Source organism: Streptomyces sp. NPDC058683 (assembly GCF_042716195.1).
Classification (GTDB): Bacteria; Actinomycetota; Actinomycetes; order Streptomycetales; family Streptomycetaceae; genus Streptomyces.
Genome location: NZ_JBHXSK010000025.1, coordinates 49,547 through 72,309 on the forward strand (window position 1 = coordinate 49,547; position 22,763 = coordinate 72,309).

The 22,763-nt window shown below is 71.7% G+C and carries 18 protein-coding genes, 2 pseudogenes and 1 riboswitch; of the genes and pseudogenes, 3 read left to right on the plus strand and 17 right to left on the minus strand.

Annotation, left to right across the window (positions count from 1 at the left end; translation table 11 throughout):
- Positions 1 to 2 precede the first annotated feature (2 nt).
- The 8 genes from ACFWXC_RS27020 to ACFWXC_RS27055 all read right to left on the minus strand — a co-directional run bounded on the left by ACFWXC_RS27020 (position 3) and on the right by ACFWXC_RS27055 (position 10,401).
- On the minus strand, positions 3 to 644 hold the full coding sequence (locus ACFWXC_RS27020) for a TetR/AcrR family transcriptional regulator (RefSeq protein ID WP_384482751.1): 642 nt from the start codon (positions 642 to 644) through the stop codon (positions 3 to 5).
- 228 nt (positions 645 to 872) lie between these two features.
- The gene (locus ACFWXC_RS27025) at positions 873 to 3,095 is read right to left on the minus strand and encodes a bifunctional serine/threonine-protein kinase/ABC transporter substrate-binding protein (protein ID WP_384482753.1); all 2,223 of its coding nucleotides are present in this window, start codon (positions 3,093 to 3,095) and stop codon (positions 873 to 875) included.
- An 18-nt stretch (positions 3,096 to 3,113) separates the two neighbouring features.
- Positions 3,114 to 5,270, minus strand: a complete 2,157-nt coding sequence (locus tag ACFWXC_RS27030; RefSeq protein WP_384482754.1) for a bifunctional serine/threonine-protein kinase/ABC transporter substrate-binding protein — start codon at positions 5,268 to 5,270, stop codon at positions 3,114 to 3,116.
- Positions 5,270 to 6,157 (minus strand): hypothetical protein, encoded by an 888-nt coding sequence (locus tag ACFWXC_RS27035; RefSeq protein ID WP_384482756.1) that lies wholly within the window; start codon positions 6,155 to 6,157, stop codon positions 5,270 to 5,272. The genes ACFWXC_RS27030 and ACFWXC_RS27035 overlap by 1 nt, the downstream gene beginning before the upstream one ends.
- Positions 6,158 to 6,718: 561 nt before the next feature.
- On the minus strand, positions 6,719 to 8,254 hold the full coding sequence (locus ACFWXC_RS27040) for a DUF4331 domain-containing protein (RefSeq protein ID WP_384482758.1): 1,536 nt from the start codon (positions 8,252 to 8,254) through the stop codon (positions 6,719 to 6,721).
- 298 nt (positions 8,255 to 8,552) lie between these two features.
- Positions 8,553 to 9,080 carry an SMI1/KNR4 family protein gene (locus ACFWXC_RS27045; RefSeq protein WP_384482760.1) on the minus strand — a complete coding sequence of 176 codons (528 nt, stop codon included), beginning with the start codon at positions 9,078 to 9,080 and terminating at the stop codon, positions 8,553 to 8,555.
- Positions 9,081 to 9,164: 84 nt separating this feature from the next.
- Complete coding sequence (locus ACFWXC_RS27050; protein WP_384482762.1) at positions 9,165 to 9,896, minus strand: ferritin-like domain-containing protein; 732 nt, start codon at positions 9,894 to 9,896, stop codon at positions 9,165 to 9,167.
- A 193-nt stretch (positions 9,897 to 10,089) separates the two neighbouring features.
- Entirely contained in the window at positions 10,090 to 10,401 is a 312-nt protein-coding gene (locus ACFWXC_RS27055; protein WP_384482764.1) for a hypothetical protein, read from the minus strand.
- 260 nt (positions 10,402 to 10,661) lie between these two features.
- On the opposite strand from ACFWXC_RS27055, the gene ACFWXC_RS27060 reads away from it, so the two are divergent.
- Positions 10,662 to 11,321, plus strand: a complete 660-nt coding sequence (locus ACFWXC_RS27060) for an SDR family NAD(P)-dependent oxidoreductase (protein ID WP_384482766.1) — start codon at positions 10,662 to 10,664, stop codon at positions 11,319 to 11,321.
- A gap of 442 nt (positions 11,322 to 11,763) precedes the next feature.
- Here the strand turns inward: ACFWXC_RS27060 and ssuE are convergent, their stop codons facing one another.
- The 9 genes from ssuE to ACFWXC_RS27105 all read right to left on the minus strand — a co-directional run bounded on the left by ssuE (position 11,764) and on the right by ACFWXC_RS27105 (position 21,153).
- Positions 11,764 to 12,321: an NADPH-dependent FMN reductase gene (ssuE, locus tag ACFWXC_RS27065; protein WP_384482768.1), complete on the minus strand. Its 558-nt coding sequence runs from the start codon at positions 12,319 to 12,321 to the stop codon at positions 11,764 to 11,766.
- 33 nt (positions 12,322 to 12,354) lie between these two features.
- Positions 12,355 to 12,579: a hypothetical protein gene (locus tag ACFWXC_RS27070; RefSeq protein ID WP_384482770.1), complete on the minus strand. Its 225-nt coding sequence runs from the start codon at positions 12,577 to 12,579 to the stop codon at positions 12,355 to 12,357.
- Positions 12,576 to 14,543, minus strand: coding sequence for an alpha/beta hydrolase domain-containing protein (locus tag ACFWXC_RS27075; RefSeq protein WP_384482772.1), 1,968 nt, complete (start codon positions 14,541 to 14,543; stop codon positions 12,576 to 12,578). Before ACFWXC_RS27075 ends, ACFWXC_RS27070 begins: the two co-directional genes overlap by 4 nt.
- Complete coding sequence (locus ACFWXC_RS27080; RefSeq protein WP_384482774.1) at positions 14,540 to 15,580, minus strand: LLM class flavin-dependent oxidoreductase; 1,041 nt, start codon at positions 15,578 to 15,580, stop codon at positions 14,540 to 14,542. The genes ACFWXC_RS27075 and ACFWXC_RS27080 overlap by 4 nt, the downstream gene beginning before the upstream one ends.
- Before the next feature lie 13 nt (positions 15,581 to 15,593).
- A complete protein-coding gene (locus ACFWXC_RS27085; protein ID WP_384482775.1) occupies positions 15,594 to 17,327 on the minus strand; it encodes a dipeptide ABC transporter ATP-binding protein in 1,734 nt (577 codons plus the stop codon).
- Positions 17,309 to 18,232, minus strand: coding sequence for an ABC transporter permease (locus ACFWXC_RS27090; RefSeq protein ID WP_384482777.1), 924 nt, complete (start codon positions 18,230 to 18,232; stop codon positions 17,309 to 17,311). The genes ACFWXC_RS27085 and ACFWXC_RS27090 overlap by 19 nt, the downstream gene beginning before the upstream one ends.
- Entirely contained in the window at positions 18,229 to 19,188 is a 960-nt protein-coding gene (locus tag ACFWXC_RS27095) for an ABC transporter permease (RefSeq protein WP_384482779.1), read from the minus strand. Before ACFWXC_RS27095 ends, ACFWXC_RS27090 begins: the two co-directional genes overlap by 4 nt.
- 3 nt (positions 19,189 to 19,191) lie before the next feature.
- On the minus strand, positions 19,192 to 20,811 hold the full coding sequence (locus tag ACFWXC_RS27100; RefSeq protein WP_384482781.1) for an ABC transporter substrate-binding protein: 1,620 nt from the start codon (positions 20,809 to 20,811) through the stop codon (positions 19,192 to 19,194).
- A 225-nt stretch (positions 20,812 to 21,036) separates the two neighbouring features.
- Positions 21,037 to 21,153, minus strand: coding sequence for a putative leader peptide (locus ACFWXC_RS27105; protein ID WP_384482783.1), 117 nt, complete (start codon positions 21,151 to 21,153; stop codon positions 21,037 to 21,039).
- Between the two features lie 35 nt (positions 21,154 to 21,188).
- Positions 21,189 to 21,302: riboswitch (SAM riboswitch) on the minus strand.
- 362 nt (positions 21,303 to 21,664) lie between these two features.
- Between ACFWXC_RS27105 and ACFWXC_RS27110 the strand changes: the two are divergent.
- Together ACFWXC_RS27110 and ACFWXC_RS27115 are read left to right on the plus strand one after the other, a co-directional pair.
- A pseudogene (locus tag ACFWXC_RS27110) lies at positions 21,665 to 21,922 on the plus strand (MFS transporter); the annotation flags it as partial.
- A 160-nt stretch (positions 21,923 to 22,082) separates the two neighbouring features.
- A pseudogene (locus ACFWXC_RS27115) lies at positions 22,083 to 22,706 on the plus strand (MFS transporter); the annotation flags it as partial.
- Between the last annotated feature and the right edge of the window lie 57 nt (positions 22,707 to 22,763).

A 22,763-nucleotide genomic window follows, 5' to 3' on the forward strand; every position in this document is an offset into this window, starting at 1 on the left:
GGCTATGAACGGGTGGCCGGGTCCGCCCGCAGGCCGCGCAGCAGCACATCGAGGAGCGAGTCCACCGACTCGATGCTCAGATCGCTGCGACGGGCGGTCACCCAGTACATGAGGGAGCCGAGGATCGCGTCCGCGACCGCACCGAAGTCCGCGTCGGGGCGCACCTCTCCGGCCTCGGCCGCCACGCGCAGGCGGTCGATGAACCCGTTCCGCTGCACCTGGGTGAAGCGTTCGTAGAGCCGCTCCGCGGTGGCCGGGTCCTCGCTCGCCGCGGAGGTGACGGCCCGGATCCGGTCGGCCCGGACCGGGTCGACGAAGTCCCGGGCGAGGGCGTGCGCCCAGGTGCGGATGTCCTTGTCCACCGATCCGGTGCGCGCCGGCGGGGCGAGGTGGAAGGGCTGCGCCTCCTCCATCACCGCGTCCGCCACGACCATTCCCTTTGAGGGCCACCAGCGGTAGATGGTGTCCTTGCCCACTCCCGCGCGCGCCGCGATCGCACCGATCGACAACTTCTCGTAGCCCTGGTCGCCGACGAGTTCACGGGTCGCGGAGAGGATGGCGAGCCGCGATGCCTCGCTGCGCTTGCGACCCGGGGTGGGACGGGCATCCTCGCTGGTCGACGGGCGCTTGCTGGGCTGGCTCACCCGGCGAGTATAGGTCGCGGACCGGTCCATGGAACGGTCGCGTCCTGCCGCCGGGGCGCATCGGGCACACTTTTTGATGCGGGTCGGCTCGAATCGAAAGGGTGCTGCGTCGTCCGGCAACCGCGCTCGCCCTCGCACGACGGCGACTGGCACGTGCGCACCTGGAGTCGCGGCGGTCGACCGCGCTGCCCGAGCTGTCCGCGGGGCAGCCGTTCCCGGCGCTGCCGCTCATCGCACCTGGTCGTACCGCCCCAGGAACCGGAAGTCCCCGTCCCTGGCCTGGTAGAGGAAGCTCGCCTTCTCCGGTTCCAGCATGTGCGTGGCGTCCTGGGTGAAGCGGATCGGCTTGGCCACGCCGTCGTAGGCAGTGCGGAAGAGGCGTTCGGCGACCTGGCCCGGCTCGATTCCCGCGCCGCCCCCGAGCGCGTCGAGGGCGCGGGCGATCAGGCCGACGGCGTCGTACGCCTCGGCGGCCCAGCGGGCGGGTGCCTGGCCGTAGCGTTTCCGGTAGGCGGTGGTGAACGCATTGGACGCCTTGGTCCCGGCCGACTGCGGTTCGGTGTACGGGGCTTCGCATATCCAGCCCTCGGCCGCATCGCCCGCCGCGGTGAGGAAGGCCGGGCGCATGACCGGCTCGAATCCCATGCGGGGACCCGTGAATCCAGCCGCTGCCAGGGCGCGGGCGCAGGCTGCGGCCCGGCTCGGGGAGACACCGGCGTGGATGACGGCCTGCGGGTCGGTGGCCAGGGCCGCGGTGACGGCCGGGCGGAAGTCGTCGGTGCCGGCTGCCACGGTGTGGATGGTGACCGTGCCCTCGCTGGGCGGATCCTCGCCGATGTACCGGCTGATGTCCCAGGCCGTCTGCCCTCCGGCCTGGTCCTCGATGACGGCTGTGCGGCGCGTGGAATGCACCCGGGTCAGGTAGAGGACGACCGGTAGGGCGCGCTGGGAACCCGATGCTGTGGTCGCGCACAGGACGCGCCGCAGGGAGAGGTCGTAGGACAGTCCGGCCTCGTCGGCGTCGACCGACACGAGCACGAAGGATGTCGACGCGGCCGCGTAGAGCGGACCCGCGGCGCGTGCGGCGGCGGTCGTGGTGGGGCCGATGACCGCGCGGACGGCGGAGCGGGCGACCAGGCTGCGGGCCGCGTCCTTCGCCCGTGCGGTCTCGCCTCGGTCGTCGTACGTGGTCAGGGCGAGGCGGAAGGAGGCGTCGGTGCGTGCGTTGTGGGTGGCGACGGCGAGGGCGGCCCCGCGTTCCTGCGCTGTTCCGGCGTCCTTGTGAAGCCCTGTCAGGTCGGCCTGGAAGCCGATGGTGTGCGTCGGTACGTCGCGGGGTGTGCCGGCCGCCGGGGTGTTCCGTCGGTTCAGCAGTACGGCGGCGCCGGTGCCCGAGGCGGCGAGCGCCAGACCGCCGATCGCGAGAATGCGGCGACGAGGCAGCTTCCGTACCGACTCCGGGGGAGAGGGATCCGGGGCGGTGCGGGCCGGCGGGCGCGGCGGCGGGTTGAGGGCGCGGGCCGAACGGTCGGCCACCAGCCGCAGCACCTCGGGAGGCAGCCAGTCACCCTGCCCATGGGGTCCGGCACCCTGGCTCGTGCCGTGCCGCTGTGCTCCGCCCGGCGCCCGGCCGGTCATCGCCTCGAACGCGTCACGGAGTTCGGCGGCCGTGGGCCGGCGCCGGGGATCCTTGGCGAGGGAGTTGGTGATGGCCTCGTGCAGCGGTGATGACACGAGACGGCCGAGGCCGGTGAGATCGGGATCCTCGTGGACGGTGCGGTACAGGACCGAGGCCGCGTCGCCGGTGCCGAACGGCCGTCGGCCCGTGGCCGCGTACGCCAGCACGCAGCCGAGGGAGAAGACATCGCTGGGCGGGCCCACCTCACCCTCCTGGGGCCGGGCCTGTTCGGGGGAGAGGTAGCCGGGGGTGCCGATGATCACGTCGGGAGCGGTCAGCGTGGTGGTGCCGGCGCCCTGAGCGATGCCGAAGTCGATCAGCCGGGGCCCGTCGTGGGCGAGCAGGATGTTGCCGGGTTTGACATCGCGGTGGACCAGGCCCGCCGCGTGCACCTCGGCCAGCGCCTGCGTCAGACGAGCACCGAGTACGACGACGGTGGGTGCGGGGAGCGGACCGTGTCCGTCGACCGTCTCGGCCAGCGACGGACCGGGCACGAAGGCGGTGGCCAGCCACGGCTCGCGCGCCTCGGTGTCGGCGGCCGTCACCGGTACCACCCAGCGGGCGGTGAGCCCGGTGGCCAGCCGTACCTCGCGGCGGAAGCGGTCCCGGAAGGCGGGATCCGCGGCGTACTCGGCGCGGATCATCTTCACGGCGACGACCGCCCCGTCGGCGGCGCGGGCCAGATAGACCGTGCCCATGCCGCCGGTTCCGAGCCGGGCGAGCAGCCGGTGCCCGCCGAGTGTCTCGGGGTCCTCGGCCCGCAGCGCCCGCATCGCCCGCTCCCGCCGCCGTCAGGACGAGGGCAGCGCGCCGACGTAGGCGAACCGGCCGCCGTCGACCCGGTAGTGGTAGGCCTGCTGCGTGCTGAGCTCCTTGCTCGTGTTGAACGCGTACGTCGTACTCAGCCCCTTGAACCGGGCCTTGGTGAGGGCCTTGGTGACCTGGGCGCGGCTGGGGCGTCGGACGCCCTCCCGGGCCAGGGCGGTGAGCCGGTCGGCGACGAGGCGGGTGGTGTCGTACGCCTCCGGCGCCCAGACTCCCGGTGCGCTGCCGTACCGCTTGCGGTAGGCGGTGGCGAAGGCACGTACGGGTGTGGCGTCCGGGCTGATGTACGGGGTCAGGGTCTGCCAGCCGTCGGCCGCGTCCCCCGCCGCGGTGATGAAGGCCGCGGTGGCTGCGGGCGCGTCCAGGAACCGCGGCCCCGCGAAGCCCCGTTCGGCCAGGGCGCGGGCGACCTTGGCGGCACGCTCGGGGGTGCCGGTGCAGAAGAAGCCGTCGATGTCGTGGGCGAGCATGTCGGCGATCACCACGGACGCGTCCGGCGCGGCGGCGGGCACGACCCTGGCGTACAGGCCCACGTTGCGGGCGCGGGCCGTGTCGCGGACGATCTGCTCGGACTCCATGCCGGTGATCCGCCCCGCGCGGTCGATCAGCAGGCCCGGGCGGCGGGAACCCTGGGCGGCGAGGGCGAAGACGGTGTTGTAGACGGCGAAGGCGGCCATGGGCGAGGTCCGGAAATACGCCTTCGGCTCGGCCAGCAGGGCCGACTGCGCGGCGGTGATCGAGAGTTCGGACACGGTCAGTACCGGCAGCCCGGCCGCCTCGTAGATCTCCAGGGTCGCCTCGGCCGACGTGTAGCCGGTGGGGCCGAGGACGGCGAGCACATCGTCCTCGCCGGTCAGCTGCCGGGCCACCCGCTCCGCTTGGGTCGCCTCACCCCGGTCGTCCAGCACCCGGAGGGCGAGGGTGAACGGCCTGTTCGCGCGGGAGTTGAACTGCGTCACGGCCAGCCGGGCGGCGCGCTCCTGTGCGGTCCCGGCCTCCTTCTGCGGTCCGCTCAGGTCCGCGTGGACGCCCAGGACCCAGCGTGGGCCGGTGGACTGCGCCGCCGGATCCTTCTTGTCGTCGCCGCGCAGCGCCGCCCAGAGGGCAGCGCCGCCGCCTGCCGCGAGCAGCGCCGCGCCGCCCGCGGCCAGGGCCAGGACCCGGCGGCGCCCCGGCGCCCCGGCACCGGTGTCCGGCCCGGCGTCCGCGGAGATCTCGGTCGGCTCGATGCCGGGCAGGGCCAGCATCTCGGCGGACCGGCCGGCGACCATGGCGACCACCGCGTCCGGCAGCCAGTCGATGGAGTCGGCCGGGGCGTCCTCCACCAGTTCCGTGTCCACCTCGGCCGCCGTGGGCCTGGCCTCGGGCTCCTTGTCCAGGCACCGCTCAAGCAGCGTACGCAGTTCGGCGTCGTCGACGCCGTCCAGTTCCGGCGCGTCATGGACGGTCCGGTACAGCAATGCGTCCGCGGTGCCGGTGCCGAACGGCAGGCGGCCGGTGGCCGCGTACGCCAGCACGCAGCCGAGGGAGAACACATCGCTCGCCGGGCCGACCTCCAGGGCCCGCGCCTGCTCGGGGGAGAGGAAACCGGGCGTGCCCACCACCACGCTGTCCGAGGTCAGTTCCGTCTCCTCGGCGGCCGTGGGCCGCGCGATGCCGAAGTCGATCAACCGGGGTCCGTCCAGGGCGAGCAGGATGTTGCCCGGTTTGACGTCCCGGTGCACCAGACCGGTGTCGTGCACCGAGGCCAGCGCCCGCGCCAGCACCTTGCCCAGCACCCGCACCGCACGCGTCGGCAGCGGCCCGCAGGCCACGACCGCCTCGGCCAGCGACGGACCCGGCACGAAGGCCGTGGCCAGCCACGGTGCCTCGGCATCGGTGTCGGCGCCCACCACCGGCACCACCCACGGGCTGTCCACCCGCCGTGCGGAGACCACTTCCCGGCGGAACCGGGCCCGGAACTCCGCCTGGTCGGCGTACTCCGGCTGGATCACCTTCACCGCGGCCAGGTCCCCGGCCTCGGTACGGGCCAGGTAGACCACGCCCATGCCGCCGGCGCCCAGCCGTCCCAGCAGCCGGTGGCCGCCGAGGCGGGACGGATCGGAGGGAAGCAGCCGCTCCATCACGCACCCCCCTCCGTGGTCGACTTCGTCCCCGGCGTCGATGCGCCCGCGCCGGCCGAGGCATCCGGATCCGGCGAGGCGGATCCCACCGTTTCGGGGCTCCCGATCTCGTACTTCACGCTCAGTAGCATCCTGGGCAGGGCCCTCTGGACAAGGGTCCACAGTTCGTCCGGCTCGCGTCCCCGGCCCCCGCACACGGAGGTGCTGACCACCACAGGGCCCAGCGTGGCCTGGTCATATCTGTACGGATACGGGCCGCCGCGGGAGTCACTCACGCACAGGCCCGTCTCCTCCAGCGACTCGTCGCTGTAGTCGTTGTGTCCCTCGCCCCGCGCATACACGGTCGAGCTCAGTTGCGTGAGCCGCTCGCCCGGCCGCAGCAGCTCCTCCTGGCAGCCGAGGGACTCCTCCACCATTCCGGCCTGTTCCCAGGCCGCGTCCAGCGCCGTACGGTGCACGGTGATCGTGGCCGACAGCCGCACCAGCCCCTTGCCGCCCCCGGCGGGCACTTCGAAGTGCCGGGTCAGCGTGGCCAGTACGCCCGCGGGCAGCTTCTCCGTCTGCCAGGCGCAGCTGTCGCCCAGCACCGCCCAGCGGCTCGGGTCGCTCTCGTACGGTGTCGTCCGCACCACCTGCCGCCCGAACAGCTCCGGGCCGGCGATCACTTTCCCGATCAGCGCCCGTGCCTGGGCCGCGGTCCTCGGCTGCTTCGCGGGGTCCGTTGCGAAGGTCGGCGAAGTGGTCGGTGCGGTGGCCCCGCCTGTGCTCGCGTGCGCGGCCGCCCCGGTCTCGGTATCGCCGCCGCTTTCGCCCTCCGTGCAGCCGGCCAGCAGTAACCCGGACATCACCAGGGCACCGCAGATGCTCAGGCCTCTCACGTACGCCACGATCCCGCCCCTTGTTCGGTGCTCGTCCGGTGCTCGCCGTACCCCGCGCCGCGGGGGGAACTGCCGAGTCGACGCGTGCCCCGCCCCTGTACCGATGCCACTTGGGCATCCGGCGGTTCCCGGACTTTCCGTTTCCGGTTTCGTGGACGACGACGACTTGCGGAGCCGATGGGATCGTAACCGGTTCACGATCGCTCGCGAGTCAACATCCAATGACTGCAAGGGAGTTGGGGATGATCGGCGCAGCACCCACGCCGGGGGCGGGTGGGAGCTGGCGCGGTCTGTTCCTCCGCCGTGACGTGGTGAGTCTCTGTCCAAGCGGTACGCCGCTCGACGTCACGTGTCACGTGGACGGCCCTTGGCGCGACCGGGACGAGGAGCCCGGCGTCCCGGAACCAACCGCTGACCAGGGCAGGATGCCGGCAGAAGAGGGCGGGAGTCCGTCTCGCCGACTCCCGCCCTCTCCCGTTGTCTCTCACTGCTCGCGACACGCGTTCGACGCGCTCCGGCCCGGCGCATGCACAGCTCGGCAGGTGCGGGCCGCCGTTCGTGTCGTTCCGCTCAGTTCGGCCGCTGCGTGCGCCGACGCCACCACGCCAGACCCGCGCCGATCAGCAGGATCCCCGCCGCGCCCGAGGCCGCCGACGCGGCGATCAGGCCGGTGTTGCGCGTGCCGTCGGCGGCGCCGGCCGGCTGCAGGGAGTCACCCAGTTGGTTGCGGACGTCATTGCCGCCGCTCGTGCCCTTGGCGAGCGGGCCTCGCGAACCCGCGACGGGCTGGGCCAGGTAGGGGAAGGAGTCGCCGAACCGCTGGTCGTTGGCGTCGACCGCGTCACCCAAGTCGTTCTTGGCACCGACCAGTTCACCCTCGACGACCTGCAGCGAGATGTCCACGACGTCATCGGTGAGCCGGCGCCCGTTCGGGAAGCCCGCCGTGTCGCCGTCGAGCACACCGAGCCGTTTCGGCTCGGCGGCCGGCTTGATCGAGGTGTTCAGGCGCAGCATCTCCGCCGGTCGCACGTTCGGCGGCTGGTTGAGGCCCTTGACGCCCTTGAGGAAGACATCGACGAGATCGTTGCGCGGTTCCGCGGGCGCCTTGATCCCGTAGACGGCCTCCATGAGCTTCGGCAGTTCCGGATTGGTCACGTTCTTCAGGAACTGGCCGTCGTTCCACGGCGAGTCCGCGTTGAACCTGTCCTTGTCCTTCAGTGGGTTGACGACCTCGTTGACCAGCGGGTTGCCCAGCCGCGAGACCTGCTCGTAGGAGCCCTGGGCGTTCCTTCGCTGGGTGGTCGACCAGATGCCGACGACCGGCTGGTGCTTCGACTCGGTGATCATGTCGGTGGGCAGTTGCAGGGCGACCGAGTTGACGTTGTAGCCCTTGAGGGTGTCGTTGCCGACCTCGGAGAGGTTGCCGCCGTAGAGCAGGTCGAAGACGCGCAGGTCCAGGAAGAACGGGTCGTCCGCCTGGCCGGCGAACGTCTGGGCTCCGCCCGCGAGTTTGCGGACGGCCTGCCGGCGCAGCGTGTCGTAGTCCGGCATCGACGCCTTGCCGACATTCGACGGAGCCACCGGTATGTCGTCGGCGAGCTTCTTCTTCGACACGACCTGCTGGTTGTGCAGCCTGAACAGCTCGATGTCGTAGGTCTGCGTGACGTTCAGGTCCGGGTCGTCCAGGCCGGTGACCGGGCCCGTGTTGTACAGGAACGTCTTCTTGTTCTTCGTGTGGGTCTTGAAGGTGTAGCGCAGCAGCAGTTCGCCCTGCGCGTCACCGTTGTTGTCGATGTGGATGTCGTACTGGGCGTCGTCCGCGAACGTGTAGAAGTTCGGGCCGCCCGCCGGGTCCTCGAACGGGATCCAGTTCGCGATGATCGTCGTCGTCTTCGGACTGTCCGGACTCACGAAGGCGTACACGTCCGTGTTGTCGTACCGGGATTGTCCCGAGATCAGCGGGGCCTCCCGGTGACTGGAGGCGGAGGCCGCCCCCGGTTCCAGTGTGGCCACGCCGGCGGCTGCGAGTCCCCCGGCGGCCAGTGCACCCGCTATGAGGGTCGCGAGGCCCCTGCGCCCCGCACCGCTCCTGGAGATAGGTGTCATTCCGTCCGTCCTCCATGCCAAATTCCCTGACGCTCGAGGATTCGGAACAGCCACCCATGCGGATTGGTGAATATTGACGGATCTGACCGATCTATCGGTTGATCTATCGATTGATTTCGACTCCCTTGGCCGTCTCACCCTTGCCTGTGCGGCCGGGGCCGGGGCCGGGGGACGGGAGCGCGGGAAGTCCGCGTGGGGCTGATACGCGGGTATGCGCCCTGCGGAGGTCGTCCATCTCGGCGAGGGCGATGCGCCCGTGCTGGTCGTGGCGCTCGCTCACGACTGTGCGCGAGGCCTGTCAGCGGCAGAACTCCATGATGGTGTCGTCGAAGTCCGGGAACTCTCGGGCCGCCTGCTCAAGAACGGCAACCGCCGACTGCTTGCAGTCGGACGCGAATCGTTCGGCGACGGCCGCCAGTTCCATGTGGTGGCGCGGGGTCCAGTCGGGCTCGTACGAAGTGGCCGCCTCCCAAGGGCCGTATCCCCCGGCCAGCAGCCACAAGAAGGCACCCAGATCACGCGCGACGACACCGGTCTCGCCCTCGGAACCGAGAAAGACCACAGGCTGGTCGACGAGCGGGCGGTGCGGACGGACGAGCCAGAAGGCCGCGTATCCGCCTGAGCCGTCCTGGCCGAACACACGGAAGCTGTCGCCATTCAGCTCGGCGTTGCCCGTCCAGGCCCGGAACCAGTCCGTCGTCTCCTCGGCAGACAGGAAGGCCGGGAAGGGCTCGAAGTCCACTCCGTTGCCGTCGTCATAGTCGAACGGGAGCGCCAGAGCGGCGGCGAGGGCCGCAGGGAACTGCCGATCATCGGTAGGAATCACGCGGACACGCTAGCGACTACCACTGACACTGAAGCGCTCCGGGATCGGTGGAGGCCCGGGAGCGCTTCAGCGGGCCGTTCTCTGTCAGCTCGCGCTCGTCCATGCATCTGGGCGGGGCGTCAGCACCGCGGAGACCACCGCGTAGGACGAGGCCATGACATCGCCCACGAAGCGCAGGCGTCCGATGCCGAGTCGGCGCAGTGCCGCACCGTGGTCGGCGGCGACGACGAGGCAGACCGCGAGGAGGAGGAGTCGCCACAGGGCCATCACCGGGCGGCGCATCGCGTGAGGCAGCTCCGCCAGGGAGGCGTGGAGTCGCTCGCAGTGGAACGGGACGTGACGTTCCTCGTCGGACAGGATCCGCCCTGCCACCTCCGAAGTGAGCGCGTCGTCGGTGCCCTCGCGCAGGGCACGGTAATAACGCAGCGCCACGACTTCCGCGATCATCAGCACCAGCAGTTCCATGCGCAGGCCCATGAGACGCCGCAGGCGTACGAAGACCGTGTCGCTCCAGTGCCCGGTCAACGTCGGCATGCCCCCGGCAGCCAGCAGACGGGCAAGCAGACGGGCATGGTTCTGTTCCTCGGCGATGAAGAGCCGGACCGCCTGCCCGTAGTCGGCGTCGCCGGCCTGGTCCGCCTTGCTGACGAGGTTGGCACCGTCACCGTCCTCGCCGACCTGGAAGCGCTGGATGCTGGCCCACACCGCCGGATGCAGCGTCGCGCTTTGTCCCCAGTCCGGATCACCCTGGACACGTCTGCGCTCGCGCTCGTCCTCGAAATGCCCTGTCCACTTGGCGAAGCCGCCCGTATGCACCCGGTCTCCCCTCTCCGGAACACGGCCACCGTGCCCCGCAGAGGGACGACGCAGGCGGACACCGAACCGTTCCAAGGCTGCCCGGCGCTCGCAGCGGCCTGTCTCCGGTGAAAGCCGTCGACGACGGCGACTGGTCCATGGGCAGCCTGGACGACGACGGCAGCGTCACCTGCCGGAGCGTCTACAGCGACCGTCATGGGCGGATCGGAGGCAGCTTCCGGCGCTTGCGGCCGCCGCGACCGTTCCGGAACGGGTCCGAGCCACGTGCCAACAGGATGTAGCCGACCACGCTGAGTGCGGCAAAACAGATGGCGAGGATGACGCCGAGTGGCCGGCGGTCTTCGGTCAGTGAGCCCGCTGCGCGTATCAACTGCGCGACTCCGATGACCAGTCCGCCCCACCCGACGAGGGTGCCGGCGTGCCTGCGGTGCTGCCGCCGGACGAACCACATGCCAAGAGCCAGGCAGATGGCGCCACCAGTCCCGAAAGCCACTGCATCGAACATTCCCGCCTCCGGACGGAAGCGTACCGATCCAGTCGGGTCGAGGAGCAGATGAGTTGACGGCGACGACGTTACGGAGAGCGACGGCCACGAGCGTCAGCGATCAGCACGAGCGCACACCGGCAAAAGCGGAACAAGCTCATCCCCCGAGCTGTTGGCTGCTACGTCGGACCAGGCTCCGCCGGGCTCGCCCGCCCAGGTGGCGCCGTCGGCCGGCGCACTGTCACGCCCCATATCAACACTCGGTAGAAGGAGTAGCGATCATGACCAAGGGATCCGCGCTTGTCATCGGAGTCGGCCCCGGCCTCGGCCTGGCCCTTGCGGAGGCCTTCGCCAAGGACGGCCACCCTGTGGCGCTGTTCGGGCGTGACGCGGCGCGGCTGGACAAGTACGCGTCTGAGCTGACCTCCGAGGGCCGCACGGCGCGCGCCTACTCGGTGGATGCAGCCGATCCCGAAGGACTGGAGGCCGCACTCACGCGTGCCGCAGACGAATTGGGGTCGCCGGAAGTGCTCGTGTACAACGCGGCCGTGATGAGCCCTGACACGCCCACCGGGCTGGACGCGCGGGAGCTTGCGCACATCCTCGCGGTCAACGTCACTGGAGCCGTCGTCGCGGCCCGGACGGTCCTCCCGCTCCTGCGTGACGGCCGAGGGAGCCTGCTGTTCACCGGTGGTGGTCTGGCTCTGGACCCCTCGCCCGAATTTACGTCTCTGTCGGTCAGCAAGGCGTCGCTGCGGGCCTACGTCCAATCTCTCCACAAGCAGCAGCAAGGCTCCGACGTGCACGTGACCACCGTGACGATCGGTGGCGCCATCGGCGGGGACAATCCGCGCTTCTCTCCCGAGAACCTGGCCGCGGCCTACCTGAACCTGCATCAGCAGCCGCAGGACCAGTGGCAGGCCGAGCTCCTCTACACCTGATGGCGTGAAGCCGGTTACGACGTCGGGGACAAAGGTGTGCCGGCCCGGCCAGCTCCGCCTGGCCGGACGGCGGGGCGATGGATCGACGCGGAATGCATGCGCTTTGCGGATCCGTCAGGCGCTGTCCTCGGGGCGTGGCCCGTAGCGGGTCCGGAGTCTGCGCTCCTCCTCGGCCGCCCTTTGGAGCGGGGCGAGCAACTGCGGCCGTGCCGTAGTCGTCCCGGAGGCCCGTGTCGGCGTCTTGAAGGTTCCGGCCAGTGCCCACTGCTGGAAACGGTGGTGGACGCTCTGCCTCGACCAGTCCGTCGTAGCCCCGGCCCGTGGCCGCGAGGAGCGCCATGCCGAGTCCGGCGCGGGCGGCTTCCAGCACTCCGGTCAGGTAACCGCCGCGGCGAACCGGTGCGGACATGGGGCCGGTGGGTCCGGGGCGCACCGCCCGGGGTCAGCCCGTGGCCGCCAGGCGAGGGGTGCGGCCGCGCAGTGCCGCCGAGAAGCGGTCCGTGACCTCCGTCAGGGCATCGGCCGACCCGGGGGCCACGCTGAGCCGTCCGTCGGTGTCCGTCGTGATGTCCTTGTCGAGCGTGAACCAGCCGGGGACGATGTGCGCGGCGCCCATGGAGCTGAGCACCGGGCGCAGGGCGTAGTCGATGGCCAGGACGTGTGCCGTGCTGCCGCCGGTCGCCAGCGGCAGCACGGTCTTGCCGGCCAGCGCGTACTGCGGGAGCAGGTCGAGCAGTGCTTTGAGGACGCCGGAGTAGGCCGCCTTGTAGATCGGCGTGCCGATCACGACGCCCTCGGCCCGTTCGAACAGCGCGGTGGCCTCGACGACGGCCGGATGCGCGAAGTCCGCACCCAGCAGGGCTTCCGGGGGCAGGTCCCGAACGTCGAGGGCGATCACCTCGTGGCCCTGCGCGGCCAGACGGCGGTCCAGGTGGCGCAGCAGACGCGCGGTGCGCGAGCCGGCGGACGGGCTTCCGGAGACGGACAGGACAGTAGCCATGGTGAGCCTTCCAGAGTGAGGGTGGGGAGTCGGTCAGAGGGCGGAGCTGTCCACGGCGCTCGTCACGCGCTCGACTCGTTGTTCAGGAGGTCGCGGTGGCCGCCACGAGACGGGGGTCCACGTCCTGGCCGCGCGGTCCGGCGCGTTGCGGTCCGCGAGCGGATCGGCGTCACCGGCCGGCAGCCGGGCGGATACGGTGAGTTCGCTGTCGTACGCGGCCGTGAACAGGGGCTCGGCGACCGGGGCGGCGCTGCTCACGGCAGTTCGAACCGGTGCCGCGGGGACGACCAGCCGGCCGCCGCCGCCACCGCCCGGTCGACGTCCTCGGCCAGCAGGAACCGGCGCGCCACGAGGTCCTCGGCGGCGGCCCTGATCGCGGCGGTGTACCCGTCCGCGTCCTGGTGGCGTCTCTGGACGCTCGGGCGGGGGTCGCCGGTGATCAGACGCTCGTCCTCCGTCGCGGCGAACGGGAACGTGGAGCCGCTGAACTCGTGCAGCGCGCCGTGGCCCTGACCGGGCGCGCGGGTGTTCCAGCCGGTGTAGGTGGCGAGCGGGACGGCCACCATGGGCGCGCGGACGCCCGCCGTCTCGTTGCCGTCGGTGTCGACGGCCGGGACCAGCACGGTGTAACCGCGCGAGCGGTCGGCGACCGGCGGCACGGTCGAACGGTCCACCGCGTACAGCTCGTTGGGCCCCTGCGGGGGCAGCGCGCCCGGCACGGACGGGAATTGGCGTGACCACTCGGCCGCCGTCACCAGTGTGCCGTCGGCGACCGTCGGCACCGCGCTCGGCGGCGGTTCGGCTCCCTCGCTCACCCAGGCGTCGAGCGCGTCCAGAACGGCGCGGAAGAAGGCGGAGGTGGCCACGACGTTCTCCGGGTGGTTGCAGATGCCCTGCGCGGGCGCACCCGCCGTCGGATCGGCCACGTGCTGGCTGGAGGACCACAGATAGCCGCGTACGTTCGGCGGGAAGCCCAGGTCCTGGCCGTCCGTCGTCGTGTGCACCAGCGAGCCCCGGCGCTGCCAGTACTCGGTCGAGGTCTGGGTGTGCAGCACCTTGGGGTCGCTCGCCCGCTTCATGATCGCGTCACGTGCGCCGGTGAGATGGTCCGTCGTCTCGGCGTAGGCGAAGGGGAAGGCGTCGGCCGCACTGAGGTGGTCCTCGTACTGCTGGCCGCCCGGGACGGTGAGGTTGGTGAAGCGTGCGACGCCCAGCCGGCCGGCGCCGGAGACGTGCGGGAGCAGCCCGTCGAAGACGCGCCGGCCTTCGAGGTCCTCGTTGAAGCCCTGGTGGATGAAGTCGCGGATGGCCCGGCCGGTCTGCGAACGCCCCCAGCCGTACGCGTACTCGACGGGACCGGCCGGCCCGCCGGGATCGTGGCGCAGGTGGCTCACGAGGTCCCGGACCGCCACCAGGCCCAGTCCCAGGACGAGCGGATCCTCGGCCTCGTAGGTGAGCTCGTAGATCCAGCCCGGCCGGAATCCGTCGTCGAGGTGGAGGTCGTGGCGGCTCGGGACGAGGGCCGTGGACCGTCCCTTCAGGTCGTTGCCGCCGCCCTGCACCCGGGCGAACCGCCAGGTTCCCGAGGGGAGTTCCTCCGGCCTGCTGTGCGCGTAACGCCGCCGGGTGAGCCGTGCGCCGTGCACGCCGCGCTCGCTCACCGGAGACGACCTGGTGCTGGACCAGCGGGACAGCGGGAGCGACCCGGTGGGCTCCTCCACGATGAACTCGGCCGTCGTCAGCCCGCGTACGGGCTCGCCGTCGTGCTTCGCCACCGGCAGGTCCAGCAGCAGCCGTCCGTCGCCCGGCAGCAGGTCGCCCTGCCAGGCGCCGAAGACGACCGTGTACCCGCGGCGCAGCAGATAGCCGTTCCCCGCGTCGGCGAGGGTCCGCGGCCGGTTGGTGTGCGGGGCGTCGCAGAAGTACTGCACGGCCCGCTTGTTGCCGCGGTTGCCCCAGTCGAAGAACAGGCGGCGGCGCCCGCCGTCGACCGGGCGCAGGATCTCCACGTCACCGCTGAAGCGGACCAGGCCGGTGCCGTCACGCGGCGCGAGGCCGAGGTCGGGCACGGCGCGGTGGGCAGGGGCCTGCGGGTCGACGGCGTAGTGCGCGGTCGCGGTGACCACCTCGTACGCCCCGGCCTCGGCGAAGCGGTGCCCGTCGGCGAACGGCTCGCGCGTGTGCACCTCCAGCCGCACAGCCGGCTCCGGGACGGCGCTCAACGGGTCGCCTCCTGAACCGCCGACGCGACGGGCCGCCAGCCCAGCTCGGGCGCGACGAGGTGCCGTACGTCGTGGAGGATCTGCTCGTACTCCTCCCGGTGGAACTCGTACGGCAACTCCAGGCGCAGCTCGGACACCTCGGCGAGCACCGGATCGGCGGCCAGTCGCTCCAGGATCTGCTCGGCGGTGCCCACCACGTCCGGGGCGAACAGGATGCGCTTCGGGCCCTGGGGCGCGCGGGTGCGTTCGTGGCGGCTCGCCGCGTAGGCCCGGTAGCGGGCGCGGGTGGCCGTGTCGGCGCTGTCGAGGGGTACGACCACCCGGCCCAGGGCCACCCGCGGCGCCCGGTCCCCGGGCAGGGTGCGCCGGTACTCGGCGAGCAGGTTCAGCTGGGCCGTGGTGAAGTCGTCGGTGTCCTCGCCGGTGACGATGTTGCCGGACAGCAGACCGAGGCCCTGCCCGGCGGCCCAGCGCACCGAGCGCAGGCTTCCGCCGCCGTACCAGATCCTGCGCGCCAGACTGGGGTTGTGCGGTTGCAGACGGGGCCGCTGGACGTTGCCCGGCGAGTGGATGACCGTGTCCGGGCCGCCGAGGTAGTCGCCGCCCAGGTTCTCCAGGACGCGGGCGATCCTGCCGTACGACAGGTCGAAGCCGCGCCAGTCGCCGTCGTACACCAGGTCGCCGAGCAGGTCGGCGTGCGGCATGCCGGTGCTGAAACCGATCTGGAGCCGGCCCCGGGACAGCACGTCGGCCAGCGCCAGGTCCTCGGCGAGCCGGAACGGGCTCTCGTAACCGATGGGGATGACCGCGGTACCGAGCTCGATCCGCTCGGTCCGCTGCCCGGCCGCCGCGAGGAACACGGCCGCCGAGCCGACACCGTGTTCGAGGTGGCGCTGCCGGATCCAGGCGCCGTCGTAGCCGAGCCGCTCGCCGTACTCGAACAGCTGGAGGGTCTCCTCCAGACCCGGGTACGGGTCGTCGTCCGCGAAGTTGCCGGGGGTCAGGAAGGCCAGTGAGGTGATGGTCGGAGTGCTCATGTGTCGCCGGTCCTCAGCTCGTGGTCGTCTCGGCGGCGGGGGAGGGGACACGCCCGCCCGGGATCGCCGCCAGCAGCTCGCGGGTGTACGCGTCGCGGGGCTCGGAGAACAGCTCCTCCGGCGGCCCCGTCTCGACGACCCGTCCGGCCCGCATCACGGCGACCTGGTGCGCGATCTGCCGCACGACGGCCAGGTCGTGGGAGATGAACAGGTACGCCACGCCGGTGTCCGCCTGCAACTCGGCCAGCAGGTCAAGGACCTGGGCCTGCACGGACACGTCGAGCGCGGACACGGGTTCGTCGCACACCACCAGGTCGGGGGAGAGGGCGAGGGCACGTGCGATGGCCACCCGCTGGCGCTGTCCGCCGGACAGCTCCGCCGGGCGCCGCTCCAGTGTCGCGGCGGGCAGCGCGACCCGGTCGAGGAGTTCGCGGGCGCGGTCGAGCCGGGAGGTGTGGTCGCCGACCTTGAACGCCCGCAGCGGCTCGGTGATCACCTCACCGATGGAGAAGCGCGGGTCGAGCGAGGCGTAGGGGTTCTGGTAGACGAGCTGGGCGCGCCGGCGCAGCTGCCGGACCTCGGCGCCCTGGGCGGTGGTGACGTCGGTGCCGTCGAACAGCACCTGCCCGGAGGTCGCCTCGGCCAGGCGCAGCACCAGCCGGGCGGTGGTGGACTTGCCCGACCCCGACTCCCCGACCAGGGCGAGGGTCTGCCCGCGCCGCAGGGTGAGGCTGACGTCGTCGACCGCGCGCAGGGTCCGGGCCTCGCCCCCGGCGCGCGGCAGCGTGAACTCCTTGACCAGGTTGCGTGCCTCGACCAGGGGAGCTGCCGTGTCGGCCGGGGCGGCGGGGACCGGGGTACGGGGGCGGGCCGTGGTCAGGCTCGGGGCGGCGGCCAGCAGCCGCCGGGTGTACTCGTGCTGCGGGTCGGCGAGGACGGCACGGGTCTCGCCCGCCTCGACCACCCTGCCCTGCTCCATGACCACCAGGCGCTGGGCCCGGTCGGCGGCCACCCCGAGGTCGTGGGTGACGAGCAGGATCGCGGTGCCCGACTCCTCGGTGAGGTGCTGGAGATGGTCGAGGATGACCCGCTGCACGGTGACGTCGAGCGCGCTGGTCGGCTCGTCGGCGATGATCAGCCGGGGCTTCGCGGCGATGGCTATGGCGATCAGGGCCCGCTGCCGCATGCCGCCGGACAGCTCGTGCGGGTACTGGCGGGCCCGGACGGCCGCGTCGGGCAGTCCGGCCCGGTCAAGGACGGCGACCGCTTCGGCGCCCGCCGCCCGGCGGGTCGCCAGACCGTGGATGCGCAGCACCTCGGCGACCTGGTCGCCGATCCGCTCGACCGGGTTGAGCGAGACCGTCGGATCCTGCGGGACCAGCCCGATCTGCGCGCCGCGCACGGTACGCAGCTCCGCCTCCGACAGCGTTGCCAGGTCGTGCCGGCCGAAGCGGACCGTGCCCGCGTCGATGGTGCCGTTCGCCGCCAGCAGCCGGGTGACGGCGTGTGCGGTGGTGCTCTTGCCGGAGCCGGACTCGCCGACCACGGCGGTCACCTGCCCGGGCCATACGTCGAGGTCCACGCCCCGTACGGCCGAGACCGTGCCGCCCCGGGTGCGGTACGACACGGACAGGCCGCGGATCTCCAGGAGTGGTGTGGTCACGTTCTCACCGTTCTCGCGTGCGTCGCCGTTCTCGCGTGCGTCACCGATCTCATGTGCGTCGCCGGTCATCGCTGCCGCGCCCATTCGCCGTCCAGCGCCCTGGCGATGCGGTTGGTGGCCAGCACGGTCGCGGCGATCGCCAGCCCGGGCAGTGCGGTCAGCCACCAGGCGTTGGCCAGGTAGTTGCGGCCGTCGGAGATCAACGTCCCCCACTCCGGGGCGGGCGGCGGCGCGCCGTAGCCGAGGAAGCTCAGCGCCGACACGGCCAGGATCGAGGAGCCGAAGTCCAGCGTGGCCAGGACGATCACCGGGCCTGCCGCGTTGGGCAGCACATGCCGGCCGAGGACCGCGTACCAGCGGGTCCCGCAGGAGCGGGACGCCTCGACGAACACCGCCTGCCGCACCCGCAGCACCTCGGCCCGCGCCACCCGGGCGAAGGAGGCGACGCTGGCGATGCCGACCGCGACGGCCACCTTCACCGTCCCGTACCCGAGCGCGGTCACCAGGGCCAGCGACAGGAACAGCGCGGGGATGGAGAGGAGGACGTCGACGAAGCGCATCAGCACGTCGTCCACCCAGCGGCCCACGAACCCGGCGACCACGCCGAGCAGACCGCCGACCACGAACGCGACCAGGACCGCGATCAGCGTGGCCTTGAGGGAGAGCTGGGCGCCGTGCACCACGCGGGAGAAGACGTCGCGGCCCAGTTCGTCCGTGCCGAACCAGTGACCGCCGCTCGGACCGCGGAAGTTCTGGGACGGCACCCCCTTCAGCGGGTCCTGCGAGGTGAACAGATCCGGCCAGAAGGCGGCCAGCACCACCAGCACGAGGACGACGGCGGACAGCAGCAGACCGGGGCGGCGCACCAGGAAGCGGAGCACCCGGCGGATGTCGGCGGGCCGTCCGGGTTCCGCGGGAGGTCCCGTCTCGACCGGCCGGGCGAGACCGAGGGCGGCCTCGGCCTGGTCGTCGACAAGGCCCTGGCTCATGCGAAGCTCGCCTTCCTGTCCGAGGCCACCACGATCCGCGGGTCCAGCAGCGGATAGACGAGGTCGACGAGCAGGTTCGTCGCCACGAAGATCAGCGCCCCGAACACCACCACCCCCTGGACCAGCGGGATGTCCTGGGTGGTGACCGCCGCCGCGGTCACCCGGCCCAGACCGTCGCGGGAGAACACCGTCTCGACCACCACCGAACCGGCGATCAGCTGCCCGACCAGCAGGCCCACGACCGTCAGCGCCGGCAGCGAGGCGTTGCGCAGCGCGTGCCGCAGGTGCACCCGCCACCGGCCGGCGCCCTTGGCCCGCGCGGTCTCCACATAGGCCTGGTCCAGCGCGGTCAGCAGGCTCTTGGCCAGCACCTGGGCGACCTGCGCACCGGTCGGGATCGCCAGCGTGAGCGCCGGCAGCACCAAACCCTTCAGCCCGTCGTTGCCGAACGCCGGGAACCAGTGCAGCTTGAACGAGAACGCCTCGACGAGCAGCAGCCCCACCCAGAACGTCGGGACCGACACCCCCAGCGGAGGCAGCGACAGCAGCAGTTGCCGCAGCCACCGCCGCGAGGTGTACGTGGCCACCACCGCGAGGCCGCCGCCGAGGACCACCGCCAGCAGCAGCGCGGCACCGGTCAGTTGCAGTGTCTGCGGCAGCGCGTCGGCCAGCGTGGAGGTCACGGGGCGGCCGGTGGAGACCGCGTCGCCGAAGTCCCCGCGTACCGCCCGGCCCAGATACTCCGCGTACTGGACCAGCACCGGCTTGTCGAAGCCGTACTCGTGCCGCAGCTCGGCGAGTTGGGCCGGATCGACCTGCCCCGAGTCCATCCCGGCCCCGGCCATCGCGGAGACCGGGTCACCGGGCAGGAAGTCCAGTACCAGGAACGACACCGTGTAGGCCGCCCACAGCACCCCGACCGCCTGCGCCAGCCGTTTGATCACATAGCGGCGCATCCGTCAGCCGATCCAGGTGTCGTGCAGCTGGACGCGGCTGCCGGAGTCGAATGTCAGGTCGTGCACCTTGTTCGAGACGCCCAGCTGGGTCTGGAGCTCCACCACCGGCACGTTGTACGCGTTCTGCACGATCAACTGCTGCGCCTCGGTGACCAGCTGCTTGCGCTTCGCGGTGTCCGTGGTCGCGGCCTGCGAGGACAGCGCCGTGTCCAGCGGACTGGCGGGTAGGTGGTAGAAGTTGGCCAGCTGGGTCGAGAACGAGCTGCGCAGGATGTCCGGGTCGGCGCGGGTCGTGTTCCCCCACACCACGTCGAAGTCACCCGACTGGAGCGTGGTGGCGAACTGGGTGACCGGGAGCTGCTTGAGCACCACGTCGATCCCGACGGCCTTGAGCTGCTGCTGGACCAGCTCCAGCGCCGGCTGGTTGGTGGCCGAGTTGGGGAACCAGGTGATGGTCAGGCTCAGCTTCTTGCCGTCCTTGGCGCGGATGCCGTCGCTGCCCGCCTTCCAACCGGCCTCGTCCAGCAGGGACTTGGCCTTGGCCGCGTCGAAGGCCAGGTCCGAGGAGAGATCCGTGTAGTCGGGCGTGGTGTGCGCCAGGACGCTGGTCGCCGGCTGGGTGCCGGTCGGGAAGACGGTGTCGGCGATCTGCTTGCGGTCGACGGCGGTCAGGATCGCCTGGCGCACCTTCGTGTCCTTCAGCAGGGGCCGCGCGTTGTTGAGTCCCAGGCCGAACACCACGCCGGGGTTGGCCCGGCTCCGGAGGGCGACCTGGCCGCCCTTGAGCGCCGCCTCGTTGGCCTTGCCGACGCTGCTGATCGCGTCCACCTGCCCGGACTGGAGGCTGCCGGCCCGTACCCCCGCCTCGGGTACGACCTTGAAGACCAGCTTGTCCAGGTAGGCCTCGCCCTTCTTCGACCACAGCGAGGAACCCCAGTCGTACCCGGTCCGCCTGTCCAGGGTGACCGACTGGTTCTGCACGTACTGCTTCAGCACGAACGGCCCGGAGCCGACCACACCGTCACTGCACTTCTGCTGCGGGGACTTCTGTACGCTCGCCGACGACTCGATGCCCAGCGAGTGAGTCGAAGTCGCTTGCAGGAACTGGGCGTTGGGCTGCTTGAAGGCCACCTTGACGGTGAGCGGGTCCACCACGGTGGTGCTCTTGACGCCGCTCAGATAGCCCTGGCCGAGGGTGCCCAGCGCACCGAGGTCCGGTACCGCGTCGAAGTTGTCCTTGACCACCTGCGCGGTCAGCTTCGAGCCGTCGCTGAAGGTGACCCCCGACCGGAGGTGGAACGTGAACGTCGTCGCGTCGGGGCTGATGTCCCAGCTCTTGGCCAGCCACGGCACGATCTTGCCGGTCTTCGGGTCCTGGTCGGTCAGGGAGTCCACGGTCTGGCGCACCGAGTAGATGGTGTCGTTGCTCGCGACCTGCTGCGGATCCACGCAGCCGGCGTCGGATCCCACCGCGAAGGTCAGGGTGCCGCCGGACTTCGCCTGGCCGCTTCCGCTGCCGGATCCGTCGTCGCCCGAACCGCACGCGGTCAGCAGGACGCTGGTGGTCAGGAGCGCGGCCAGGGGCGCCCATCGGGAGGGTCTGAAATCCGGGAGTGCAGTCACGGAGGGCTTTCTCCTACTCGTGTCACCCGGCACGGGGTGCCGGGCTTCGGGGCGCGAGGCACGGCCGTGCAGGGGCGTGCGGTCCCCGGCCGGATCGGCGCCGGCCGGGGAAGCGCTGTGCAGACGGAGGGCAGGTGGACGACACCGGAGACCGGTGGCGAGGGAAGGGCGGCGCGAAGGGGCCGTGGCCGGTGACGGGAGGTCAGCCGGCGGCAGGCGGGCCGGTCAGAGCCGACAGAGGCAGCTGGTCGAGCGCTTCAGATCGATGTGGCGCCGACGCGAGAGCCGGGAGTACGCCGTGGCGTCGGCGGGGGAGGCAGCCGGGTCATCGCTGTGTCGCATGCCGGTCCCTCCTCGTCTCCGGCCCCGGTGACGGGGCCACGCGCTTGCGGGAGTCATCGGTGACCCCGCCGGGCTTTCACCTGGAGCACCCCACCGCGTGGGAGGGTTGCCGGTCAGCGAGCCAGGGCTTGACGCTGACACTCAATGCCGTTGGCGATCGTACGGATCGGTTTTGTCGTACGTCAATGCCGCAACCGGACGCCCTGTTCGAGAAGACGCGACCGTCTCACGCTCCGGGACGCATGGTGGACGCACCTAGTGCCGTGTGCTTTGATCCGGCCATGGAGACCGCAGGTCAGGCACGCACCGTGCTGCTCGACCCGTTCTGGGCGGGCCGTCGCGCCGACCAGTTCGACCAGACCTGTCGCTGACCAATCGCTCCCCTCAGCTCGGTTCAGCTCGGCTCCTTCTCCTCGAAGCGCGTGAACACGCCGCGCAGCCCCTTTTCACCGTCGCGTCCGTCGCGCGCACCCTCCCGACCGCCCCGCCGCAACCCGTCGGAAAGAGAGGCATGGCCGTCAACAGCATCGCTCCGACCGGGGTGTTCGCCGCGCTGCGGGTCCGTGACTACCGGATCTACTGGAGCACGGGCCTGGTGTCCAACATCGGCAGCGCCATGCAGGGTGTCGCGCTGGACTGGTTCGTCCTGACGCTCACCCACAGCGGAACCGCGCTCGGCTGGGTCGCCGGGCTCCAGTTCGCCCCCGTGCTGCTGTTCGGCCTGTGGGGCGGGGTCGTCGCCGACCGCTACGACCGCCGGACCCTGCTGCTGTGGACGGGGGCGGGCGCGGAGGGGCTGCGGTATGTGGCGGCCCGGCCCGAACTCGTGGGCGTGTTCACCATCTTCGGCCTGGTCGCCACCTTCGCGGTCAACTTCCCCACCACGCTGACCCTGTTCGCCGGGCGCGTCTTCGACGTCGGCCCGGGGACTCGGCCTCATGAACACCGCACTGGCCGTCGGCACCGTCGCCGGGACGGTCGCCGCCACGCGTGGGGTCTCGCCCCGGGTACGGACGGTCGTCGTCGGCGCGCTGCTGTTCGGCGGTTTCGAGGCACTCGCGGCGGTCATGCCCACGTACCCCGCCTTCCTCGCCCTGCTGCTGCCCGCCGGCTTCACGCTGATGACGTTGAACACGGCGGTGAGCGCCTTCGTCCAGTCGGAGGTGAGCGACGCCATGCGGGGCCGGGTGATGGCCGTCTACACGGTGATCTCCATGGGCGGCAGCCCGGTCGGCGCCCCCGTCATCGGCTGGATCTCCCAGCACGCGGGGGTGCGCTGGGGGCTGGGCGTGGGTGCGGCCACCGCCGTGCTGGCCGCGCTCGGCGTGGCGCTGTGGCTGACGCGGAGGGCGCGCTCGGCGCCGGCCCTGGATGTGGCGGCCGGGTCGGCCGCGCCGCCCGGGTCGGCCGCGCCGGCCACGCCGCCCGTACCGCCCGCCCCGCCCGTCTCCCGGTCCGCATCGGCGGCTGCGGCATCGCCGACCGGCCGTTCGCCCTCCACCGATCACCAGCCGTCACCTGAACCGTCCACCGGAACAACGCCCCATGACTGACCGTCACACCTGAACCTGCCCCCCGCTCACCGCCGCGCAGGCCGACTGAGCGCACGC